Genomic DNA, 23,016 nt, shown 5'->3' with positions numbered 1-23,016 from the left:
GGCTAGCGGGCGGGCTCGAGCTCCACGCCTTGCGCCTCTTCGGAGACGGGCGTCGCGCTGTCGAGCTGGGGGTCGCGCTTGGCGAGGGCGCTCGGCCACCACATGCGGCCCCGCACGTCGAGGTTGAGCGCGGTCACGAGCACCGACCGGACGATGAGCGTGTCGAGGAGGACGCCGAGCGCCACCGCGATCCCGATCTCGGCGAAGGTGACGACGGGCAGCGTCCCCAGCACCGCGAAGGTGCCGGCGAGGACCAGGCCGGCCGAGGTGATCACGCCACCCGTCGCTGCCAGGCCCACGAGCGCACCGCGACGCGTGCCGATCTCCTTGGCCTCCTCGTGGACTCGCGTCATGAGGAAGATGTTGTAGTCGATGCCCAACGCCACGAGGAACACGAAGACGAAGAGTGGCAACGAGGAGTCTGCCCCGGCGAAGCCCAGCACGTGCCGGAAGATCAGCGCCGACAACCCCATCGCCGCCCCGTAGGAGAGCACGACCGTCGCCACGAGGATCAGCGGCGCGGTGAGCGCGCGCAGCAACAGGATCAGGATCAGCAGGACCACACCGAGGATCAGCGGGATGATCCGCACGTTGTCGTCGGCCGAGGCGCGCAGGGTGTCGGCTCGCGTGGCGGTGTCACCCCCCGCGATGGCATCGGCACCGGCGACCGTGGCGATGTCGTCACGGATCCGGTCGACGGTGGCCGTCGCCGCGTCGGAGTCGGGTGCGTCGGCCAGGGTGGTCATGATGAGCGACCGACCGCCCTTGGTCACCGGGTCGGCGACCGCAGACACGCCCTTGACCAGCTCGAGCTTGGTCTTCACGGCCGCCGCCTTGTCGGCGTTGGCCAGCACCATCACGGGCGAGCCGGTGCCGGCCGGGAAGTGCCGCGCCACGACCTGCTCCCCCACGATCGAGTCGGGGGTGCCGTAGTAGACGTCCTTGTTCTCCAGGCCCGTGGCGTTGAGCTGCAGGACGCCCAGCGACGCGACGGCCAGCAGCACCGACGTGACCACCCAGGTGCGGCGCGGAGCCTTGGCGATCCGGCGCCCGATGCCAGCCCAGAACCCGTCGCGGGTGTGGCCGACCGAGCCGTAGGAGGGCCGCACCGGCCAGAAGATCCAGCGGCCGCAGACCACCAGCAGGGCGGGTAGCAGGGTCAGCATCACCAGCAGTCCGACGGCGACGCCGATGGCGGCGACCGGGCCGAGCCCCTTGGTGGAGTTCATCGTCGCGAAGAGCAGGCACAGCATGCCGGCGATCACCGTGGCGCCGGAGGCGAGGATGGCCGGTCCGGCGCGGTGGAGGGCAAAGGCCATCGCCTCGTGCCGGTCCTCGTGCCGCCTCAGCTCCTCGCGGTATCTCGCGACGAGCAGCAGGGCGTAGTCGGTCCCTGCGCCGAAGACGATCACTGTGAGGATGCCCGAGCTCTGGGCGTTGACCGTGAGGGTGTCGCCCTTGGCCAGGAAGTAGATGACGGCCTGCGCGACGAAGAGGGCGGTGCCGGCCGAGATCACCGGGATCAGCCACAGCACCGGGCTGCGATAGGTCAGCAGCAGGATCACGATGACGACGGCCATCGCGGAGTAGAGGAGCTTGCCGTCGATGCCCGAGAACGCCTCGGACGAGTCGGCGGCGTAGCCCACCGGGCCGGTGACGTGCATGGAGAGCCCGCTCGGGCGCTGGTCGGCCACCGCGCGAAGGTCCTTGACCGTGTCACCGAGGGTGTCCCAGCCGCCCTCTCCCGCGTCGACAGGCACGATGACCTGCAACGCCTTGCCGTCCTGCGACGGGATCGGGCCGACGGTCTCGCTCTTGACCGGCGCGAGGGCGTTGAACTTCGCGACCTGCGCGGCGACCGCCCGCTGGTCCTGCTGCGTGACGCCTGCGGGGCGCTCGTAGACGATGACCGCCGGGAACTCGTTCTTGCTCTGGAACGCCTCGATCTGCTTGACCACCTGGGTCGACTGGGCGTCCGCGGGGAGCCAGGCGACCGCCTCGTTGTTGAGGACGCCCTGCAGCTTGCCGGCCGGGCCGAACGCCGCGGCGAGGATCGCCAGCCAGAACACCACCACGAACCACTTGGTGACCTTGCTCGACGGGAACCAGGCGAAGCGCCCTACGTCGGCCATGCGTGTCTGTGTCATCGTCCGTCCCTCACGTCGAGTTCGTCGCACCTCCTGCTCGGCGCCGTCGACGTCCACGGTAGGACGGGTTTGCCTTGACGGACAACGGTTTTCGCGTGAGTTCGGCGGGTGTTCAGGGGCCGGTCAGGGGTGACCCTGAGGAGGGTTCGGGCAAATCAGGAGGTATGCCGCGGAGTCACCGCGGTGGGTAGGCCGCCGGGCCGCGACAGCGCGGAAGCGGCCGAGCCGGCGAACGTCAGGACGAACCCGACACCCATTACCCAGGTCAGCGGACGGTCGGTGAAGAGCTCGTGTCGGGCCCGCACGACGGCCACGAGGATGAGCGCGAACATCACGAGCTGCACCCGTCGCATCCCCCGCACCGTCTCCCACCGCGAGTCCCTCAACACGGCGAGGCCGGCGCAGCCGAGGCAGAACGTCGCACCCACGACCCGGCTGGTCAGCGGCGTCAGCGGCCAGGGCCAGACCGTGATGGCGCGTGCCGGCGCCAGGAACAGGAACAGCCCGGTGGCCAGGGCGACCGCGCCCGTGCCCGCCACGACTCCCCGCGCCACCCGCCCGAGGCGAGGTGCGTCCTGAGCCGGCGGTGCGGCATACCGCTGGTTGGCGAGCCAGGCGGCGACGACGAGGAAGGGCGCGGTGAAGTAGAGGCCGGCCCAGAGCCAGAAGGCGACCTTGCCGTGGGAGAACTTGTCCCAGTGGATGACGGTCGCGATGCCCAGCAGGGTGGCGAACACCGCGACGGACACGAAGCCGGCCCGCACCTCGGCCCACCGCCGCTCCACCAGCAGGACGCGGAGGAAGAAGTAGCAGCCGCCGAGGTAGGCGGAGGCCAGCAGCATCGACGTCATGTGCGACTTGATCTGCCACGACCAGAGGCGAGCGGTCTCCCCCGGGAAGCCGTAGAGGATCACGAAGGCCACCAGCAGGAACGGCGCGATGAAGGCGGACAGCGCGCGGGTGGTGGTCAGGACCCGGTCGTCGCGGCTCATGACGGCACCCGGCTGACCGAGTCGAGCAACGCGGCGTAGGAGGCGACGAGGGCGCGTCGCTCGGCGGCCAGCCGCGGGTCGGCGAGGTCGCAGCCGGCCTCCACCCACGCGTCCGACAGGTCCATCGCCTCGGCGCGCCAGCGGGCTGCCTCGTGCATCGACGCGGGCGGTGCGGAGTAGACGTAGGAGTAGAGGTCGACGAGGGCGCGCACGAGCTCTCCCTTGGTCGCTGCGTCGTCGCGCTGGTGCGCCCGGTGGACGCGCCACCACTCGACCTCGAGCTCCGACGCGCGGACCGGGTCGAAGTCGAGGTCCGAGTGCGCGAGGACGAGCTCGTAGAAGCGGCGCATCGAGGCACGCGCGGCGTCAGGGTCGTTGGTGGGCACCGGAGCCCACGCCTGGTTGGCCTTCAGCACGTGCCACGCACCGATCAAGGTGCGGCGTGGCCCGAGCCCGAAGCCCTGGGCGATCATCCCGACGAACGAGCGCAGCGCCGGCCACCACTCGCGCCGGTAGTAGCTCGCCCAAGCCTGCGTCTCGTGGTGCCCGAGCACGACCGGGTCGAAGTCGCGCGGGCTGTGTCGGCTCAGGCTGGTCACGGCGCACCTGACTCTCCGCAATCGGGCCGCTGACAACGTCGGCCGTCAGTCGGATACTAGTCGCGCAGGCCCAGCCGGTCAGGGGGTGCAGATGCCCACGCGCGACATCGCCACGGTCGTTGCCGCCATGGATGCCCGACTCGTCCGGATGCCTCCCGAACGCACCGCTCAGCGGGTCTTCCTCGACACCTACCGACGCACGACACTTGCCGTGGGCAAGGCGATCGACGACGCGCAGTTCGAGGACCCCGAGTGGGTCGAGCGGTGGGACGTGGCGTTCGCCGACCTCTACCTCGCCGCGCTCGAGCTCGACCTCGTCGGCAGCCACGAGGTGCCGCGACCGTGGCGGCTCGCCTTCGACGCACCCGAGTCACTGCCGGCGCTGCGGCACGTGCTGCTCGGCATCAACGCGCACATCAACTACGACCTGCCGCAGGCGCTCCTGGCGGTGATCAGCGACGCCGACTTCGACGACCCGCTCGTGATGGCACGCCGGCAGCGCGACCACGAACGCATCGACGGCGTGCTGTCGGCCCGCGTCGCCGCCGAGGACGACGAGCTCGGCACCCTGTCGGCGCGCTCGATGCTCGACCGGGTGCTCCAACCGCTGAACCGGTTGAGCAGCAAGCGATTCCTGCGCGAAGCCCGACAGAAGGTGTGGCACAACACCATCGAGCTCCAGCAGGCCCGAGTCGCCGGACCGGAGGCGTATGCCGCGCGGCTGGCCGAGCTCGAAGTGCTGAGCGCCGCGCGGATCGCCGATCTGCTCGCGCCCGGTCAGGTGCTGCTGCGCCTGGCCGTCGCCGGCTTCGGCGTGACCCTCCCGCCTGCAGCCTGAGGAGCGAGCCTGTCTTCCCTTCCGCCCACTTGTTGCCACCAGCACGTCACGGACCGGCCGATTGAGCCCTCCACTGACGCACCAGTGGCAACAAGTGCACGTGGCGCACGACTTGTTGCCACCTGCACGTCGTCAACTCCCGCTCCTGGCACCTCGTGACGCACCAGTGGCAACAAGTGGGGAGCATCCGTTTGCGGCGCACTGCGGCTCCTTGCCCTGACTTGCGGCGACACGCCCGCGACACGCCGAAGCGGGGTCGTCCGAACGGACCTGTTTCCGGGATCGATGGGGTACCGGATCGTTGCGGATGTCACTCTTCACTGTCGTCACACCAGCCCCCTGCCTCCCACGATCCCCCCGGACGTAACCGTGCGCCTTCTCCCCGCCTCCCTCGCTGTCCTGGCCATCACCCCCGTCTTCGTGGCCCTCCCCACCGTGTCGTTCGCCGCCACGGACACACCCCATCCCGTCGCCCCCCGCGTCCAGTCGACCGCGATCCACGGCGTGGACGCCGTCGCGAAGGGCCAGCTCTGGAACCACCGCGTCATCCACCCCGGCCGGGCCATCAGCACCCTCACCCCCGTGCAGGAGCGCGCCCGCTTCACGGTGGCGGGAGTCTCGTGGTCCCGCACGACCGGCCTCGCCAACCACGACGTCATCGTGCAGCTCCGCGTGCGTGAGGACTCCGGCTGGAGCGCCTGGGAGACGCCCGGCGTGACCGACGAGGGGCCGCAGAACGGCACCGGCGAGTCAGGCACCGCCCGGCTCGGCACGAACCCGCTCGTCACCGACGGCGCCACCGCGATCCAGGTGCGGGTCGACACCCCGAACGGTCAGCCGTTGCCCGACCTGCAGGTCACGACGATCAACCCCGGCACGTCGTCCGCCGACGACGACCTGACCCCGAAGGCGCCGGCCGCCTCGGCCTCGGCCGCCGCGGCGATGCCGACGATCATCACCCGCAAGCAGTGGGGCGCCGACGAGTCGCTGCGTGGGTCGACTACGTACAACACGACCGTCAAGGCCATCACGATCCACCACACCGCGACCTCGAACGACTACACCGAGGCGACGGCCGCCGCGCAGATCCGCGGCATCTACGCCTACGACACCAAGGGCCTCGGCTGGTCCGACATCGCCTACAACTTCCTGGTCGACAAGTTCGGGCGCATCTACGAGGGCCGCGCCGGCTCCATCACCGCCGCGGTCCGCGGCGCCCACGCGATGGGCTTCAACACCAACACGATGGGCGTATCCGCGCTCGGCAACTACCAGACCGTCCGTCCCCCGGCTGCCTTGGTCGACTCGCTCGCCAAGGTCGCCGGCTGGAAGCTGTCGCAGTACGGCGTCGACCCGTCCGCCACGACCAAGCTCACCTCTGCGGGTGGCACGGGCACCAAGTACGCAGCCGGCGTCGTCGCCACCCTGCCGACCCTCAACGCCCACCAGAACACGTCCTACACGCTGTGCCCGGGCCAGTACCTCTACCCGCTGATGGCGACCATCCGCAGCAAGGCCACTGCCTACGCGAAGACTTCGGTGCCACCGCCCCCGACCCCGGTCACCACCGCGAAGCTGTTCGCCACCTACGGCACGCTCACCCTGGCCACCGGTTCCAGCGGATGGGCGGTCCGTGACCTCCAGCTCGAGCTCAACCGCCGTGGGTATGCCGCGGGCACTGCAGACGGCGTGTTCGGCACCGGCACGGCGGGCGCCGTGCAGCGCTTCCAGAAGGCTGCGGTCCTCTCCGTCACCGGCAAGGTCGTGGCCAACGACTGGCGCGCGCTATCCGGGCTGAGCTACACGAAGACCGGTGCTCCCACACCGCCGCCGCCCACACCGACGCCGACGCCGACGCCGATCCCCACCGTGCCCACGCCCACGCCAGTGGTGCCGCCGCTGCCCATCGTGGGTTTCAACGCCGACGGGCGCGGTGACGTCATCGGTCGCACGGCGAACGGCGACCTCTACTTCTACCCCGCCAAGGTCGGCGGCATCAGCACGCCCGTGCGGATCGGCCGGGGCTGGAACATCTACAGCCAGGTCGTCTCCCCCGGCGACCTCTCCGGTGACCGGATCGCCGACATCGTCGCGGTCACGCCGGAGGGCTGGGCCTACCTTTACAAGGGCAACGGCAAGGGTGGTGTCACGGGCACCCGCACGCTGCTGTCCCAGACGTGGAGGGACTACACCGACCTGATCACGCCCGGCGACTGGACCGGCGACCACCGGGCAGACCTGTTGGCACGCAAGGCCAACGGCGAGCTCTGGATGATCGTCGGCAACGGCAAGAGCGGCTTCACCGGCACCTGGAGGCGCATCGGCGCCAACTGGCAGACGCTGGCCCAGGTGATCACACCGGGCGACGTCACCGGCGACGGCCAGGCCGACCTTCTGGGACGCACCCCCACCGGCAAGCTCTACCTCTACCGCGGCACCGGCATCGGCACGGCCACCGCGACCGGCTACCTGCCCGGCGTGTTCGTGTCGACCGGCTGGCAGGCCTACAACACGGTGTTGTCGACCGCCGACCTCACCGGAGACGGCAAGGCCGACCTCATCGGCCGCACGCCGGCCAACGTCGACTACGTGTACGCCGGCACCGGCAAGGGCACCTTCGCGGCCCCCAAGAAGTTCACCGCCCCCTGGGGCGCAACGACAAGGATCACCGGAGTCCGCTGAGACTTCACGTGCAGCACGTCAACGGGGGCAGGAACACTGGAGATTCACGAGGGCATCACACTCGTTACGCTGCCCGACCACGGGCAGTGCGCGTGCGGCGAACGCCTGGCCGCCGGCGAAAGAGCAGGTCTCGGCCGAGGATCAGAGGTGCTCTGCCTGTGGTGCCTCGCCGATCTGAAAGCAGGTCGCGGCAGGCCCCGACGGCGACAGTCGCAGGCTCCGCCTATGCCCATCGACGCGCAACCTCACGTCGCACCGACGCCACTACATGCGTCCCGTCGCTCGGGCCGAGCCCGCCGCGCGCATCGCAGAGGTCCTTCTGGCGCCGTCTCTGTGGCGATCGCCCTAGTCGTTGTGGTGGCGGGACTCTGGGCGCGCGGACACTTCCTCGAGACGCCTGGACAGGCGTCGGTAGCGGGGATCCCCGTAGACAGCCTGGGTCCCAGCCAAGGCGGCCTGGTTCCGGTAGCCGGGTCAAGTGCTCGCGATCAGTGGCCGCCCGTCCCGGCGGATGCACGGGACCAGCCTCTGGGTCATCCTCTGGCGCGACAGAGCACTTCATCCGCATACCAGTTTGAGGACACGATGAGCGGAGGCGGCGCGACGCCGGTCCGCTGCGACCCATGCCGACCGATCCACGTTGTGGTGAACGCACAGGCCGCTCCTGCCAACGGCGCGGCCCTCGCGCAGTCCGCGATGGATGAAGTGCAGCGAGCCACCGGACTTCGGTTTGTCCTCGATGGTCCCACCGACGAGGTGCCCGTCGAACATCGATCGCCCTTGGACCACTCGCGATACGGCAAGCGGTGGTCTCCCGTCCTGGTCGCCTGGACTGACCCGACGCAAGTTCCGGGACTCGCAGGTCCCATCGTCGGCATCGGCGGACCCGGGGGCGCTCCCTACAGCTCCGAGACTGAGAAGCACTGGGTCAGCGGCATCGTTTACCTGGACGCCCCCGGCATCGCCGAGGTTCTCGCACGCCCGAACGGGATGGTGGCTGCCCGCGCGATTGTCATCCACGAACTTGGGCATCTGGTGGGTCTCGACCACGTCAACGACCCGTCACAGCTCATGTATCCCCACCAGATTGACCAATCGACCTTCGGGCCCGGCGACCTTGAGGGACTAAGACTTCTCGGCGACGGCCCCTGCTTCTCGTAACTGCCGTATCCCTCCCCCGCGTGCTCTTGGCCCCTAAGCTCGGCCCATGGCAGGGGACCCGGTAGCGGAGGAACGATTGCGTCGTGAGGTCATAGCCGCCGCAGTCCAGCGGCGCGCCGATGACCTGGGCGGGTACCTTCCGTGGACCGAGCTGACCGCCTTTCCACTCCCCGACGGCACCCGTGTGCGCCTGGTCGACCCTGGCCGTGGTGGCATCTGGAACCCCAAGGACCTCGTTGCGACGCTGAGCATTCTGACGTCGCCGGACGGCCCGTACGCCGATCGTGAGGCCGCCGGCTTCCTCACGTACAGCTACCAATCCGGTCCCGACGGAGGCAAGAACCTGAAGCTCCGCGCAGCCATGGAGCACGGCCTCCCCGTGCTGCGCTTCGACAAGATCGCGAAGGCGACGTACCAGCTGGTCTATCCGGTCTTCGTCGTGGGCGACAACCCCATCGCACGCGAGTTCACCTTGACTCTGGACGAGGTGCTTCGGGCACTGCCCACCTCGCAACCGCTCTCCCCCATCGAGAAGGCGTATGCCCAGCGACTGGTAAACCAAAGGGTTCACCAACCCGCCTTCCGAGCGCGCGTAATGCTGGCGTACGAAGGCACGTGCGCGGTCTGCACGCTGAAGCACCCAGAGCTGCTGGACGCCGCCCACATCATCGAAGACGGGGCCGAGGGCGGCGATCCGGTGGTGACGAATGGTCTGAGCCTCTGCAAGATCCATCACGCCGCATACGACCGGTTACTGCTCGGCATCACCTCCGACTACGAGGTGCGGATCAACCAGCGCCTCCTCGACGAGATCGACGGCCCGATGCTCCGCCACGGCCTGCAGGAGATGCATGGTCGAGCGCTGACGCTCCCGAGACACCGGGCCGATCACCCAGATTCTGCCCGGCTCGAGAGCCGCTACGCCGCCTTCCTCGCTGGATAAGGCTGCGCCCGCGCTGCCTCCGGCGAACCACTGCCTCGAGCGACTCGATGAGAACCTCGGCCTCGTTGACCTCACAATGCGGCTGGACTAGCTTGCCCCGTCACGCGCTGCGGACGGCCGCGATGGGGCGGGGTACTGCAGGTAGGTCAGCCGTGAGCTGACCTGCCGTTGGTACGCGGTGGCATCCAGTACGTAACCGACCATCAGTACGAGCGCGGCAATGGTCGCGATGGCAGCTGCAAGGATGGCGGTGGGGAAGCGCGGGACAAGTCCTGTGTGGAGGTACTCAATCACGATGGGGGTGCCCAGTGCTATGGCCACGAGCGCCAGCAGCGTGGACAGCAGTGCATGGAACAGGGCGGGCCGCTCGCGGCGTGCGAGCGTGATGATCAGGTGCAGGATCCTCCATCCGTCGCGGTACGTGCGCAGCTTGCTTTCGCTGCCTACGGGGCGGTCCTTGAAGTCGGTTTCCACCTCAACTGAGGGAAGTCGTAGCCGGAGCGCGTGGACCGTCATCTCCGTCTCGATCTCGAACTCGGCCGACAGGGCTGGGAACGACTTCACGAAGCGCCGGGAGAAGATCCGATAGCCGCTGAGCATGTCGCTCACGCGCGACTGGCGGCCAAAGAGCACTGCAACGGCTTCGGTGAGGACGTGGTTCCCGGTCGCGTGGCCGGGTCGGTAGGCGGTGGTCGTCACCTTTAGCCGCGTGGCGAGCACCTGATCGTAGGGACCGTCGAACAGGATCTCGACCAGTTCGGCGGCCCTGCTCGCGTCATAGGTGTCGTCGCCGTCGATCAGGACATACACGTCGGCGTCGAGGTCGGCGAATGCGCGTCGGATGACGTTCCCCTTGCCGACGCGCGTCTCCGTGCGGACCGTAGCTCCCGCCGCACGGGCAACCTCGGCGGTCGCGTCAGTCGAGGCGTTGTCGTAGACGTAGATCGTCGCAGAGGGGAGCGCAGCAGCGAGGTCCCGAACGACCTTCCCGATCGCGGCCTCCTCGTTGTGACACGGCACAATCGCCGCGATGGTCGGCTGTGTCGGGGTCGGGGTCGGGGTCGGGGTCGGGGTCAAGGAGTACCTCCCGTACTCGCCTCGGCGTAGTCGGCCGGGCAGAGGGCCCACGTGCCCACGTTGCTGTCTATCACACGACACGGCTCGTGCAGGGTGAGTCCGTAGTAACGCTGCAGACGTCGAGTTGCGTTCGGGTTGGCTTGCCACGTTGGGGACACGATGACGTACACGGCCGGGGCCTTGGCCAGCTGGGCGCGCACCCGGGCGTCGATCGGCTTGCCGTCGAACCACACATGCAGCACGTGTCGGGTCACACCGGCGGGCACGTGGGTCAGTAGCCAGGCCGACGGCCCGAAATGGTGGTCGGCCAGCACGACGTCGCCCGGCTGCAGGGACTGCAGCGGGTTAGCGTCCCCCACGTTCAACCGGGTCGGCCCGAAGGGAACGTGACGAAAGTGGCCATGGTTGAACGGCGCCATGGCCAAAGCAAGAACCGCCCCGACCGAGGCAACCACGCGCGCCCGGTGCACGATGGCCAGCAGAGCAAGAAGTATGGCGGGCCCAGTCAGAAGCTCTGTGGTCACGGCATACCTGGCGATGGCGAACTGGTTGAGCCACAGCAAACCGCCGACGACGAAGAACGTCCAGAACAGCAGATGCGCCAACGACACGGCTGGACCGCGGCGATGCACGAGCGCCCGGACCACGACGACCAGGACGGCGGCGCTGATGATCACGGCGAGCACCGACCAACGGACGTCCCGGACTGGGACGTCGAGGACCCGGCGTGTGCCCTGAGCCATGTACACGGGGAATTGAAGTGCATCGGCCAAACCACGGACCTTGTAGCGGGCATCGTGCAGGTCGGTGCTCCCCCACAGCGGCGACTTGAACACGGTGTTGTAGTAGGGAAAGACCGGGTTGCCAGTGGCCTTCCAGACGCTCCAGTACCACCACCCCGCAGCGACCGTCAGGCCGGCAATGCCCCCCGCCGCATACTGGATGACGGGCCACGCGGAGCGCCTCGCGATCGTGATGACCAAGACACCCAGGGCAAGCGCCACGGCATACACGACCATGGTCAGTTTGGCGCCCACAGCCACGCCTGCCAGGCCACCCGCCCCCATCAGCAGTGCCGCAGAGCGCCGCCCCGGCGCCTCCGGCTTCGACGCGGACAGCGCCAGCAGCAGGGCCCCCAGCATGGGGATGCTCACGACGACATCAGCCAGGCTCATGCCGAGCTCCATGCTGAACATCGCCCCGGTAGCGGCTAGCAGCATGGCGGCCAGCGACATCAGCGTCCTGCCGCTCACGGTGACTGCCGTACCAAGGCTCAAGGTGATCCGACGCACGAGCGCGAGGTTCACCCCCGCGACGGCCGCGATCGCGGCCGTGCTCGCACGAGGGCTCAGGGCAGCGTCCAGCAGGAACCAAGGAAACTCGGCCAGTGGGTTGAGATAGCGGTTCGAGAACGGCTCAGGATCTGCTTGGCCAACACCGCCATGGAAGAACAGCCAGGAGTAGTAGTAGTGATACGAAAGGAGGTCGAACGAGGCGTCCATCCCCGCTGATTGCCGGCTGGCCCACAGGCCGCATGCGAGGATGGCCAGGAGATCCGCTGCCCAGCCAATCCACGTCGACCCTCGCACCCTGCCAGCTCGTTCCATGAGCATGCCGCCGGAGCCTACAGCGCAGGGCCTGCCAGCGACTCGACGCGCTCTCCCATGCCGAGACCACCCGAGGGCACGCGCTGCCGAAGGACCTGACCTTCAACACCTCGACGGCCAGATCGACCGGAGAGCAGGGACGGGCTGAAGAAGAAGGCCAGCCTTGCGATCGCTTCTGGCTGCTGACTGCACGGTTGGGGCCCGACGTTCGACGACCGTCAGGTACCTCGCCTACTGCTTCTTCTTTTCGGTTGTCGAATGTCCTTCGCCCCGGACCCCCATCAAGGGTGCCCGGGGCGAAGGTCTTGTCGCTGTTATCGCTCCGAGGAGAGATAACGATAAGGACTGTCACTCACGCAACGGCGTGACACTTTGCGCAACTCGTGCGTGACATTTCCGCGCAACTCGTCATCAGCTGCAGCCGCTGGTGCTTCCGCAGCCTTCGCAGACGTAGCAGGAGCCGGCGGGGCGCATCTTGGTGCCGCAGGTCATGCACATCGGGGCGTCGGCGGAGATGCCCTGGAACTTCTCCAGGAGCTCGGCGCTCGAGTGGACCTCGACCGAGACCTCGCGGGCGCTGGCTGCACCAGCACCGGACTTCACCGAGTCGGCGTCGAGCGCCTTGCCCTCGACCGCGGGGGTCGAGGTCGCGGCGGCAGCCGGCTTGGTGACCGGAGCGGACTGGCTGAAGTTCTCCAGCTCGTCCTCGAGCTCCTCGGCCGACTCGGAGTCGGTGTCGGTGGCCTGGTACGAACCGGTCTCCAGCTGGCGAGCGCGCTCGGCAGCGGTGTGGATGCCCATGAACGACCGGGTGTCGAAGTCCATGTGGTCGAGAGCCAGCCGACGGAACACGTAGTCCATGATCGACTGCGCCATCCGCACGTCGGGGTCGTCCGTCAGACCAGCAGGCTCGAACCGCAGGTTGGTGAACTTCTCGACGAAGGTCTCCAGCGGCACGCCGTACTGCAGGCCGATCGAGACGGCGATCGAGAAGGCGTCCATCACGCCGGCCAGGGTCGAACCCTGCTTGCCGAACTTGAGGAAGATCTCGCCCAGGTCGCCCGACTCGTAGGTGCCGGCCGTGAGGTAACCCTCGGCGCCACCGACCGCGAACGACGTGGTCTGCGAGGTCCGGCGCTTCGGCAGGCGCTTGCGCACCGGGCGGTACTCGATGATCTTCTCGACCTTGGCCTCAGCGGCCGCGGTCGCCTTGTCAGCGGCAGCGTCCTTGGCGGTCGAGCCACCATCGGACAGCGGCTGGCCGACCTTGCAGTTGTCGCGGTAGACCGCGATCGCCTTGAGGCCCATCTTCCAGCCCTGCATGTGGACGTCCTCGATCTCCTCGACCGTGGCGTTCTCAGGCAGGTTGACCGTCTTGGAGATCGCGCCGGACAGGAACGGCTGGACCGCCGCCATCATCCGCACGTGACCCATGGCCGAGATCGACCGGGCGCCCATGGCGGTGTCGAAGATCTCGTAGTGCTCGGTCTTGAGGCCGGGCGCGTCAATGACGTGACCCTTGTCGGCGATGTACTCGACGATCGCCTCGATGGTCTCGCCCGTGTAGCCCAGCTTCTTGAGCGCCCGCGGGATGGTGAGGTTGACGATCTGCATCGACCCGCCACCGACGAGCTTCTTGAACTTCACCAGCGAGAAGTCGGGCTCGATGCCGGTGGTGTCGCAGTCCATCATGAAGCCGATGGTGCCGGTCGGCGCGAGGACCGAAGCCTGCGCGTTGCGGTAGCCGTTCTTCTCGCCGACCTTGACCACGTCGTCCCAGGCCTTGGTGGCCGCACGGTGGATCGCGGTGTCCATCGTGTCGAGGGTGCGGATCGCGTCGTTGGCGCTCTGGTGCTTGCGCATCACGCGCTTGTGGGCGTCCGCGTTGCGGGCGTAGCCGGCATACGGGCCGACGACGCCGGCGATCTCCGCGGAGCGCTTGTAGGCGGCACCGGTGAGCAGCGAGGTGATCGCGGCAGCGAGCGAGCGGCCACCCTCGGAGTCGTAGCCGTGACCGGTCGCCATGAGCAGCGCGCCGAGGTTGGCGTAGCCGATGCCCAGCTGGCGGTAGTCGCGGGTGGTGGCGCCGATCGCCTCGGTCGGGAAGTCGGCGAAGCAGATCGAGATGTCCATCGCGGTGATGACCAGCTCGGCGACCTTCTGGAAGGTCTTCGCGTCGAACGTGTCGTCGTCCTTGAGGAACTTCAGCAGGTTGAGCGAGGCCAGGTTGCACGACGAGTTGTCGAGCGACATGTACTCCGAGCACGGGTTGGACGCAGTGATCCGGCCGGTCTCGGGGTTGGTGTGCCAGTCGTTGATGACGTCGTCGTACTGGATGCCCGGGTCGGCGCACTCCCACGCGGCCTGCGCCATCTTGTGGAACAGCTCGCGGGCGTCGATGGTCTCGATGACCTCGCCGGTGTCGCGGGCACGCAGCCCGAACTCGGTGCCGTCCTCGACCGCCTTCATGAACTCGTCGCTCACGCGGACCGAGTTGTTGGCGTTCTGGTACTGGACGCTGACGATGTCCTTGCCGCCGAGGTCCATGTCGAAGCCGGCGTCACGCAGCGCGCGGATCTTGTCCTCCTCGCGCGCCTTGGTCTCGACGAACTCCACGATGTCGGGGTGGTCGACGTCGAGGACGACCATCTTGGCCGCGCGACGGGTCGCGCCACCGGACTTGATCGTCCCGGCGGACGCGTCGGCGCCACGCATGAAGGAGACCGGGCCGGAGGCGGTGCCACCCGAGGACAGCAGCTCCTTGGAGGAGCGGATGCGGGAGAGGTTGAGGCCGGCGCCGGAGCCGCCCTTGAAGATGAAGCCCTCTTCCTTGTACCAGTTGAGGATCGAGTCCATCGAGTCGTCGACGGCCAGGATGAAGCAGGCGCTGACCTGCTGGGGGCTCTGCGTGCCGACGTTGAACCACACGGGCGAGTTGAAGCTGAACACCTGGTGCAGCAGGGCGTAGGTCAGCTCGTGCTCGAAGATCTCGGCGTCCTCGGCGTTCGCGAAGTAGCCGTGGTCCTTGCCCGCCTTGACGTAGGTCAGCACGACGCGGTCGATGAGCTGCTTGAGCCCGGTCTCACGCTTGTCGGTGCCGAGCGCGCCACGGAAGTACTTCGTGGTGACGATCGTGGACGCGTTGACGCTCCAGAAGTCGGGGAACTCGACCCCGCGCTGCTCGAAGATCGTCTCGCCGGTCTTCCAGTTCTGCTGGACGACGTCGCGCTTCTCCCACGTCACCTCGTCGTACGGGTGCACACCAGGGGTGGTGTAGATCCGCTCTACACGGACCCCGCTAACAGAAGCACCCTTGCCGTTGCTTCCTCTGCGGGCACCTGCACGTGCCCCTGCGGTTTCAGTCATTTCTGGTGGCCTCCCTAGCCCCTGGTGTTTCTACAGTTGATTGTCTCGTGCGGCACTGACAGTGCCGCGGCCCTGCTCGTGGTTCTGGTGGTGCTAGTGGTGCGGTGCTGCGATGGTCCTGGCCATCGCGGGCTTGCGGACGCCGGCGATGCGGACGGTGGGTGTGTCGCGGGGCCTAGCCCGGCGGCATACCGGCCTGGGTCTGTGGTGACGCTCGGCGCTCCGGCTCGGTGCCGGTGGCCTCGCGCTCGGCGCGGAGCAATGTGATCGCACCCTCGAAGTCCTCGAGGCTGTCGAACGCCTGGTAGACGCTCGCGAAGCGCAGGTACGCGACCTCGTCGAGCTCACGCAGGGGCCCGAGGATGGCGAGCCCGACCTCGTGGGCGTCGACCTCGGCCTGTCCCTGCTGGCGGATGCACTCCTCGACCCGCTGGGCGAGGAGGGCGAGGTCGTCCTCGGTGACCGGGCGGCCCTGGCAGGCCTTGCGGACACCGACGAGGACCTTGCTGCGGCTGAACGGCTCGCTCGCGCCGGAGCGCTTCGTGACCGTGAGGCTCGCCGTCTCGATGGTGGTGAAGCGGCGCCCGCACTCGGGGCACTGGCGACGCCGGCGGATCGAGCTGCCGTCGTCGGTGGTGCGCGAGTCCATCACGCGGGAGTCGGTGTGCCGGCAGAACGGACAGTGCATGACGGCTCTCCTCCCTGGTTGTGCTCATCCCCCGGGGGCTGAGGCTGTGGACCGTCGTGTGGACTGGCTGGGGACAACGTGTGGGTAACCCGCCTCGCCCTGTGCACTACATGTGGACGAACTACAGCGGTGTAACCACTAGATGTAGGGATAGTCTGCCTCGCTGTGACCTGAGGCGCAAGCGGTTCCCGGAAACTGTTGCCGCAGTCTGCATCGCCGCAGGTCAGAGGCTTGTGAGGCCGTGGCGCGACACGCCGCGAGGGCGTGCAAAGTGGTGCTGGTGTGACTCCTGGGACTTCAGAGGCGCCCAGATGTGGGGTTTGCCCGATCCCCGGGCCCCCACATGTGGTGTGGGCCCGGTCCGGGACCTCGGGCAGGTGCTCCTACGCCATCGAGAGCAGGAAGGCGGCGCTGAAACCGACCACGGTGAGCAGCCCGACGAGGCGTCCCGCGTGCTCGACCGCCTCCGGCACCATGGTGTCGGCGAGCATGGTGAGGATGGCCCCGGCCGCGAACGCCTGGATCGTCGCGACGACCGTCGGGTCCGCCCCGTCGAGCAGCACCCGGCCGAGCGCGGCGGCGACGGTCGCAGCGGCGGTGACCCCCAGCCACATGCCCATGATGAAGCGGGCACTGTGCCCGGCCGACTTCATCCCGGCCGACGACGACAGGCCCTCGGGGATGTTGGACAGGAAGACCGCCGCCACGACCGCGATGCCCACGCCTCCCCCGCCGATCGTGCTGACCCCGATCGCCGCGGACTCCGGTATGCCGTCGAGCAGGGCGCCGAGCGCGAGCGCGGACCCAGCCGCGCCGGCCTGCGGGCCGGAGGGGCTCTTGCGCCGGTGGCCGCCGCGGCTGTCGATGAACCAGTCGCCGAGGAAGAACACCACCGACCCGGCGAGCAGCCCGATGACCGTGGAGACTCCTCCGGCCTTGTCGTAGGCCTCACCGGCCAGCTCGAAGGTCAGGGCGCTGACGAGCACCCCGGAGCCGATCGCCATCACCCAGCCGATCACCCGTTTCGACGTCGGCAGCCAGATGCCGGCCGCAGCCCCGACGAGGAGCGCGACGCCACCGACGAATCCCCAGAACCCTGCCTCGAGCACGCTCGTCTCCTTGTCGACCCGCTGCCCGGGCCGATCCGGCACAGGGCCCTTGGACCCTACTCGCGCGGTCCGTGGGTGCGGACGCTGGAGGAACCACAGACGGGACTCCCCCACGGAAGGAAGCACCATGAACAACTACGGACTCGGCGGCAAGGTCGCTGTCGTCACCGGCGGCGCGTCCGGCATCGGACGGGCCTGCGCCCACGTCCTGGCCCGCTCCGGCTCCGACATCTCCCTCTGGGACCTCGACCAGGCCGCACTCGACGTCGTGGCCAAGGAGCTCGACGCGTTCGAGTGCCGGGTGCACACCGCAGTCGTCGACGTCAGCGACTCGGCCGCGGTCGACGCGGCGATGGACGAGGCGGTGACGGCGCTCGGGCACGTCAACGTCGCCGTGTGCAACGCCGGCATCGGCGGAGAGGCCAGCTCCAGCGGCGACTACACCGATGAGGGCTGGCACCAGGTCATCGGCGTCAACCTCGACGGCGTGTTCTACACCCAACGGGCGGCGATCCGGGCGATGAAGGCAGGCGGCCGCGGCGGCTCGATCATCAACATGGCCTCGATCCTCGGAGCGGTCGGCTTCGCCACCGCCAGCGCCTACACGGCCGCCAAGCACGGCGTCGTGGGCCTGACCCAGGCCGCCGCGTGGGAGCACGCCCCCGACGGCATCCGCGTCAACGCCGTGGGCCCGGGCTTCATCCGCACCCCTCTGGTCGAGCAGCACCTCGACCAGGCGACCCTCGACTTCCTCGGGACCCAGCACGCCTTGCAGCGGATCGGCGAGCCCGAGGAGGTCGCCGAGCTGGTCGCCTGGCTGGCCAGCGACGCGGCGTCGTTCGCGACCGGCACCTACTATCCGATCGACGGCGGCTACCTCGCCCGCTGACGGTCCCGAGTGAGCGTCAACCGACCCATCACGAGCGCCGGAGAGTGGGTTGGCGCTCACTCGACCACGAGCCGGGCGCCGGCCGACCCACAGGGGGCACTGGGGTCGGTCGGCGTCCACCACCCGGTCGGCGCGCTGTGCCCAGCCCTCGTGTACGTCCGGTGCGCTGTTGCTGTGTGGGTCCGGTGCGCTGTGTCACCGCGCCGTGCTTGGGTGGGCGCATGGCCGAGAAGTGGGAGACGCACCCGGTGACGCCCGACCGGTTCGAGGACTTCGCCGACGTCATCAACAAGAACCGCCGCCCCACCCACTGCTGGTGCCTGTCGCACCGCCTCCAGGCCAGGGAGATCACCGAGCTCGGCGGCACCGGCCCGCACGCCCGCGAGCAGGCGATGCGAGCCCTCTGCGAGCGCGAGCACCCACCCGGTGTCGTCACCTACCTCGACGACGAGCCGGTCGGCTGGTGCAACATCGGACCGCGCTCGGAGATCTCCCGGCTCGCGCAGTCCAAGCTCATGCGGCCCGTCGACGACCTGCCGGTGTGGAGCATCGTCTGCGTGGTGGTGCGGTCGGGCTTCCGCAGGCGCGGGGTCACCGCCCACCTCATCGAGGGCGCGGTGGCGTATGCCGCGGCCCACGGCGCGCCCGCCGTCGAGGCCCACCCGGTCGACCCCGGTGACCAGCGGATGGACCTCACCATGGCGTTCGTGGGCACCCGCTCGATGTTCGAGAGGGCCGGGTTCTCGGTCGTCGGCACGACCGACGCGGTGGCCAGCAAGCTGCCCCGCCTGGTGATGCGGCGCGACCTCGCCTCCTGAGTGCTGGGGCTGGCTGCCGGGTGTCGCTGCCGGACCCGCCCGCGGGCTCCCGACCCAGCACAGGTACCAGCAGAGCATCAGGCCGGTGCTCACCAAGTAGAAGGAGTGCAGTGCCCACAAGGGTCCGGGCGGCAGGCTGAAGACGTAGACCGAGTGGACCACGTTGCCGACGTTGGCGAGCGCGAGGTTGCCGAGGCTGTACGACGACAGGTCGCGGCTGCGAGCCGCCTTGACCAGCATGGGCAGCACGCTGCCGGCGAAGATGGTCGTCGAGACCATCCCCGCAACCAGCGGCACCGTGCTGTGCATGGCTCTGACCGTAGGGGCGCGGTGCACCCGGCCTCATCGGTGCGTCGGCCCATCCTGTTCGCCACACCGTGGGTCGTTCGACCCAGCAACTCGTGGCCCGTGGGCCCGCGGTCTCCTCAGGCCAGGTCGTGATCGAACGCATAGGCCGCGGCAGCGGTCCGGGTGGTGACGTCGAGCTTGGTGTAGATGTTGCTCAGGTGCCGGGCCACCGTCTTGTGGCTGAGGACCAGCTCTGCGGCGATCTGGGCATTGCTGCGACCCGAGGCGAGCAGCCGTAGCACCTGCGCCTCGCGCTCGGTGAGCCCACCGGGCAGCTGTGCCGGGGCCAGCAACCGCCGCACCGACTCCGCGTCGGGCACCGCGCCCAGACCGGTGAGGGTCGACAGCGCACCTCGCAGCTCACGGGTCGCGGACTCGGCGTCACCCAGGTCGGCCAGGCAGCGGCCGAGCTGTCCCTGTGACCGCGCCGCGCGGTAGGGACAGCCCAGCTGCGTCCACGCGCCGCGAGCCGCCCGAAGGTGGGGCAGCGCGCCGGCGGCGTCGCCCATGGCAAGGCGGATCAGGCCTTGTGCGTCCTGGGACTCCGCAGTGACGGCGGCGCACCCGAAGTCCCGCGCGATCGCGGTCAGCTCGGTGGCGCACTCGACGGCGCGCTCGACCTCGCCCACTGCCAGCAGGACCTGCACCGCGGCCGGCAACAACCGCGCCCTGGGCACCGGTCCCTCCGTCTCGGCGAGCAGCCGCACCACCGCCGCGTGGGCCACCTCCTGCCGACCCTGGGCCAGCCACAGGAGCGCCAACCCGGGCTGCGGCTCGAAGCCGTAGGTTCCCGCCTCGGTGTAGGCGGCGTCAGCGGCGGCATACTGACCCTGCAGCCGCAGCACGTCACCTCGCTCGGCGAGCGCCAGCCCGCTGGCCTGCATCGCATCGGCGCTCACGTAGCGCTGGAGCGCAAGCCCCAGCTCCTCCAGGGCCTCCGCCCATGCCCCGCGCAGGGCCATGATCTGGCCGCGGTGCACGGCGCACTGCCCGGTCCAGGGCACGAGCCCCGGTTGGTGGTCGCACCACAGGGCGAGCGCGTCGGTCCACTCCGTTGCCCGCCGGAAGTCCGACACCTCCTGGCAGCCCTCGATCATCAGGCAGTAGATGTCACCCGCCCACACCGGCGACACCTCGCCGGAGGCCACCGCGGTCATCGCCTCGTCGAACAGCGCCAGCCCCTGCGGCACCGATCCCGACATGAGCGTGAGCCTTCCCTGCGCCGACAGCCCCAGCGCGGTGAGGTCGGCGTCGCCGAACCGGCGACCGACGGCCGTGGTCTCCTGCGCACAGGCGAGCGCCTGCGGCCACTCGTGCTTCTCGATGTGCCGATGCATCTGCAGGTAGGACAGGTAGCCGCGCTCCACCACGTCACCGGCCGCGGCGAGGAGGCCCTGGGCCCGCGCTGCCCACCCGCCACCCACCGACAGCTCGCCCGCCCTCGTGTGGACCATGGCCAGCCAAAGGGCCGCCCGTGCCGCCGCCGCGGGATCGCCCGCGTCCACGTGTGCCTTGAAGGCCCGCTGCAGGGCCGCCTGGCAGTCCTCACGCCGCCCGAGCAGGTATGCGGTGTAAGCCACCCGTGTCTGGTCGGCAGCGTCGAGCGCCCCGGGTTCGACGTCGGACCAGGCCTGGAAGGCGGCGACCCAGTCACCGCGTTCGTAGGTCTGACGCGCCCGGGCCAGCTCCTCCACGACGCCCATCGCGGTACCTCCATCTTGGAGGATACGCGCGACGGGAAGCCCGCGGACCGGCCTGGACCAGCGGCGCCGGTCGGAAGCAGGAACGCCGAGCCGACGTCGCGCTCAGGCCGCGAGACGGCCTGAGCGGCTGGGGTCCCCGACACCGGTGGCGGTAGCCCGCGTGGCGCGGCGGTCGATCTCCTTGGCGACGTGGGCCGCGTCAGCACCCACCCCTCCGATGAGCATCGACCGGAACGAGCTCTGCATCGACAGCCCGCAGAAGTACAGACCAGGAGCGTCCTCCACCACGCCTCGCAGCTCGCGTGGCCAACCGTCCTCGCCGATGACGCCCGGGACATCGATCCAGCCGAAGTCCTGGACGAAGCCGGTCGCCCACACCACCGTCGACGCGTCGACGACCCGGCCGCTCGCGAGCAGCGGCCGTCCCCCTTCGACTCCGGTCACGCGCTCCTCGATGCGCTCCACGCCGCGCGCTTCGAGGTCGGCCACCTTGACCCGCAGGGCCGGCCCGCCGTGGAACCGGATCTCCTGCATCTCCCTGCGGCCCACCGGGGTTCGGCGGTTGATGACGTGTCCCCAGAGGAACCACAGCACAGGCATGACCATCCTGAACCGACGCGACCCGTGTGGCACGGGGATCTCACCGTGCCCCGCACCAGCGAGGACGGTCGAGTGGTCGGGCGCCACCTCGTAGGCAACGTCGAACCCGGAGTGGGAGGCGCCGACGACGAGCACCGGCCCGTCCGGCAGCTGCGACGGGCGTCGGTACTCGCTCGAGTGCAGCTGGAGGATGCCCGGGTCGAGGTCCGCCGCGAAGTCGGGCACGTGCGGTCGGCGCCCGAAGGTGCCGGTGGCGACGACGACGTGGTCGGCCAGGTAGTCGCCGCCGTCGGTCTCGACGAGGAAACCACCCGTCGTCGCCGCGGACAACCGGCTGACGCGCGTGCTGAGCCGCACCGGGAGGGCGAGCTCGCGCGCATAGGTCTCGAGGTAGTCGGCCACTTCGTCCTTGCCGGGGAAGTGCCACGGGTCAGCCGGGAATGCCATCCCGGGCAGCGAGTCGTGCTTGGCGGGACTGTAGAGCCGCAGCGAGTCCCACTGGTTGCGCCAGCCGTCGCCCACGCGGGTGCCGGCGTCGACGACCAGGCAGTCGCGGCCAGACTGCCGCAGCTGGAATGCCGTGGCGAGGCCCGCCTGACCGGCACCGATGACGATGGTTTCGAGGTGAGTGCTCATGCCTCGACGGTAGGAAGCGGGGCAGGCCGACCGCGTCGGTCGAACCGCCCAACCACACAGCGGCGGGATGGGCAGATCGACCCACCGGTGGTCCGAGCGCCCCTCGACCCGGCTCCCACTCCCGACCGGGTTCGCACTCCTGGAAGGGATGGGTGGTCAGGGCTTGGCGACCTCGTAGTCGATGAAGGTCGCCAGCGGTGACTGCCGCACGCCCTTCGGGGTGAGCTCGATGTCGTGGTCGAAGCCCTCGAAGAGCAGCTTGCCGCGACCCAGGATCACCGGGGCCACGACGATGCTCAGCTCGTCGACCAGCCCGGCAGCGAGCGCCTGGCGGATGACGTCCGCTCCCCCGCTGAGGCTGACGTCCTTGTCCCCGGCGGCGGCCCTGGCCCGTTCGACGGCCTCCGCCAGGCCGTCGACGAACACGAACTCGTCGCCGTCGGGCTGCTCCTCGGGCCGGTGCGTGACGATGAAGGTCGGCACGTGCCAAGGGTTCCGGTCGCCCCAGTGCCCGGCCGCCTCGTACATGTTCCGGCCGACGACGCAGGCCCCGAGCCGGGCGAAGGCGGCGTCCATCCACTCCTTCGCCACCCCGTCGAGACCGGCGCCCGGCTCGCCCTTGGCGTCCGACTCGTAGGTCCACGGCCCACCGAAGACCCAGTAGTGCAGCCGCTCGCCGCCCTCTCCGAGTCCCTTGCCCGGGCCGTCGTCAGGTCCGGTGACGTAGCCGTCCACCGACGTCGTGATGCTCGCGCACACCTTGGTCATGTCTGCCTCCTGTGGTCGTGGAAAGGGGCTGTCAGCCGTGCTCTG

The 23,016-nt window shown here is 69.3% G+C and carries 17 protein-coding genes; 6 read left to right on the top strand and 11 right to left on the bottom strand.

Annotated elements, in window-relative coordinates:
• Window positions 1-2 precede the first annotated feature (2 nt).
• The 3 genes from ABD262_RS04495 to ABD262_RS04485 all read right to left on the bottom strand — a co-directional run bounded on the left by ABD262_RS04495 (window position 3) and on the right by ABD262_RS04485 (window position 3,738).
• Window positions 3-2,147: an MMPL family transporter gene (locus ABD262_RS04495; RefSeq protein WP_344131782.1), complete on the bottom strand. Its 2,145-nt coding sequence runs from the start codon at window positions 2,145-2,147 to the stop codon at window positions 3-5.
• Window positions 2,148-2,302: 155 nt separating this feature from the next.
• Entirely contained in the window at window positions 2,303-3,139 is an 837-nt protein-coding gene (locus ABD262_RS04490; RefSeq protein WP_344131779.1) for a hypothetical protein, read from the bottom strand.
• Complete coding sequence (locus ABD262_RS04485; RefSeq protein WP_344131776.1) at window positions 3,136-3,738, bottom strand: hypothetical protein; 603 nt, start codon at window positions 3,736-3,738, stop codon at window positions 3,136-3,138. Before ABD262_RS04485 ends, ABD262_RS04490 begins: the two co-directional genes overlap by 4 nt.
• Window positions 3,739-3,829: 91 nt before the next feature.
• Between ABD262_RS04485 and ABD262_RS04480 the strand changes: the two genes are divergently transcribed.
• The 4 genes from ABD262_RS04480 (at window position 3,830) to ABD262_RS04465 (ending at window position 9,362) form a co-directional block, all read left to right on the top strand.
• A complete protein-coding gene (locus ABD262_RS04480) occupies window positions 3,830-4,576 on the top strand; it encodes a DUF5995 family protein (protein WP_344131773.1) in 747 nt (248 codons plus the stop codon).
• 369 nt (window positions 4,577-4,945) lie between these two features.
• On the top strand, window positions 4,946-7,258 hold the full coding sequence (locus ABD262_RS04475; protein ID WP_344131770.1) for an FG-GAP-like repeat-containing protein: 2,313 nt from the start codon (window positions 4,946-4,948) through the stop codon (window positions 7,256-7,258).
• A gap of 645 nt (window positions 7,259-7,903) precedes the next feature.
• The gene (locus ABD262_RS04470) at window positions 7,904-8,419 is read left to right on the top strand and encodes a matrixin family metalloprotease (RefSeq protein WP_344131767.1); all 516 of its coding nucleotides are present in this window, start codon (window positions 7,904-7,906) and stop codon (window positions 8,417-8,419) included.
• Window positions 8,420-8,465: 46 nt separating this feature from the next.
• On the top strand, window positions 8,466-9,362 hold the full coding sequence (locus tag ABD262_RS04465) for an HNH endonuclease (protein ID WP_344131764.1): 897 nt from the start codon (window positions 8,466-8,468) through the stop codon (window positions 9,360-9,362).
• A gap of 87 nt (window positions 9,363-9,449) precedes the next feature.
• Here ABD262_RS04465 and ABD262_RS04460 read toward each other — a convergent pair whose 3' ends face one another.
• The 5 genes from ABD262_RS04460 to ABD262_RS04440 all read right to left on the bottom strand — a co-directional run bounded on the left by ABD262_RS04460 (window position 9,450) and on the right by ABD262_RS04440 (window position 17,209).
• The gene (locus ABD262_RS04460) at window positions 9,450-10,439 is read right to left on the bottom strand and encodes a glycosyltransferase family 2 protein (RefSeq protein WP_344131761.1); all 990 of its coding nucleotides are present in this window, start codon (window positions 10,437-10,439) and stop codon (window positions 9,450-9,452) included.
• On the bottom strand, window positions 10,436-11,941 hold the full coding sequence (locus ABD262_RS04455) for a hypothetical protein (RefSeq protein ID WP_344131759.1): 1,506 nt from the start codon (window positions 11,939-11,941) through the stop codon (window positions 10,436-10,438). The genes ABD262_RS04460 and ABD262_RS04455 overlap by 4 nt, the downstream gene beginning before the upstream one ends.
• A gap of 516 nt (window positions 11,942-12,457) precedes the next feature.
• Window positions 12,458-15,412 carry a vitamin B12-dependent ribonucleotide reductase gene (locus ABD262_RS04450; RefSeq protein WP_344131756.1) on the bottom strand — a complete coding sequence of 985 codons (2,955 nt, stop codon included), beginning with the start codon at window positions 15,410-15,412 and terminating at the stop codon, window positions 12,458-12,460.
• A gap of 175 nt (window positions 15,413-15,587) precedes the next feature.
• Window positions 15,588-16,100 carry a transcriptional regulator NrdR gene (nrdR, locus tag ABD262_RS04445; protein WP_344131753.1) on the bottom strand — a complete coding sequence of 171 codons (513 nt, stop codon included), beginning with the start codon at window positions 16,098-16,100 and terminating at the stop codon, window positions 15,588-15,590.
• 383 nt (window positions 16,101-16,483) lie between these two features.
• On the bottom strand, window positions 16,484-17,209 hold the full coding sequence (locus ABD262_RS04440; protein WP_344131750.1) for a ZIP family metal transporter: 726 nt from the start codon (window positions 17,207-17,209) through the stop codon (window positions 16,484-16,486).
• Window positions 17,210-17,336: 127 nt separating this feature from the next.
• On the opposite strand from ABD262_RS04440, the gene ABD262_RS04435 reads away from it, so the two are divergent.
• Both ABD262_RS04435 and ABD262_RS04430 read left to right on the top strand, forming a co-directional pair.
• Complete coding sequence (locus ABD262_RS04435) at window positions 17,337-18,098, top strand: SDR family NAD(P)-dependent oxidoreductase (RefSeq protein WP_344131747.1); 762 nt, start codon at window positions 17,337-17,339, stop codon at window positions 18,096-18,098.
• 221 nt (window positions 18,099-18,319) lie between these two features.
• Window positions 18,320-18,916 (top strand): GNAT family N-acetyltransferase, encoded by a 597-nt coding sequence (locus ABD262_RS04430; protein WP_344131744.1) that lies wholly within the window; start codon window positions 18,320-18,322, stop codon window positions 18,914-18,916.
• Between the two features lie 425 nt (window positions 18,917-19,341).
• Here the strand turns inward: ABD262_RS04430 and ABD262_RS04420 are convergent, their stop codons facing one another.
• From ABD262_RS04420 to ABD262_RS04410, 3 genes are all read right to left on the bottom strand, one after another.
• Window positions 19,342-20,967 (bottom strand): helix-turn-helix transcriptional regulator, encoded by a 1,626-nt coding sequence (locus ABD262_RS04420; RefSeq protein ID WP_344131741.1) that lies wholly within the window; start codon window positions 20,965-20,967, stop codon window positions 19,342-19,344.
• A gap of 102 nt (window positions 20,968-21,069) precedes the next feature.
• The gene (locus tag ABD262_RS04415) at window positions 21,070-22,203 is read right to left on the bottom strand and encodes a flavin-containing monooxygenase (RefSeq protein WP_344131738.1); all 1,134 of its coding nucleotides are present in this window, start codon (window positions 22,201-22,203) and stop codon (window positions 21,070-21,072) included.
• Between the two features lie 156 nt (window positions 22,204-22,359).
• Window positions 22,360-22,971: a dihydrofolate reductase family protein gene (locus ABD262_RS04410; RefSeq protein WP_344131735.1), complete on the bottom strand. Its 612-nt coding sequence runs from the start codon at window positions 22,969-22,971 to the stop codon at window positions 22,360-22,362.
• Between the last annotated feature and the right edge of the window lie 45 nt (window positions 22,972-23,016).

The sequence above is a fragment of the Pedococcus bigeumensis genome (genome assembly GCF_039531795.1).
Lineage (GTDB): Bacteria > Actinomycetota > Actinomycetes > Actinomycetales > Dermatophilaceae > Pedococcus > Pedococcus bigeumensis.
Note: the sequence above shows the minus strand (reverse complement) of the source record. Positions and strands in the feature narration are given on the sequence as shown.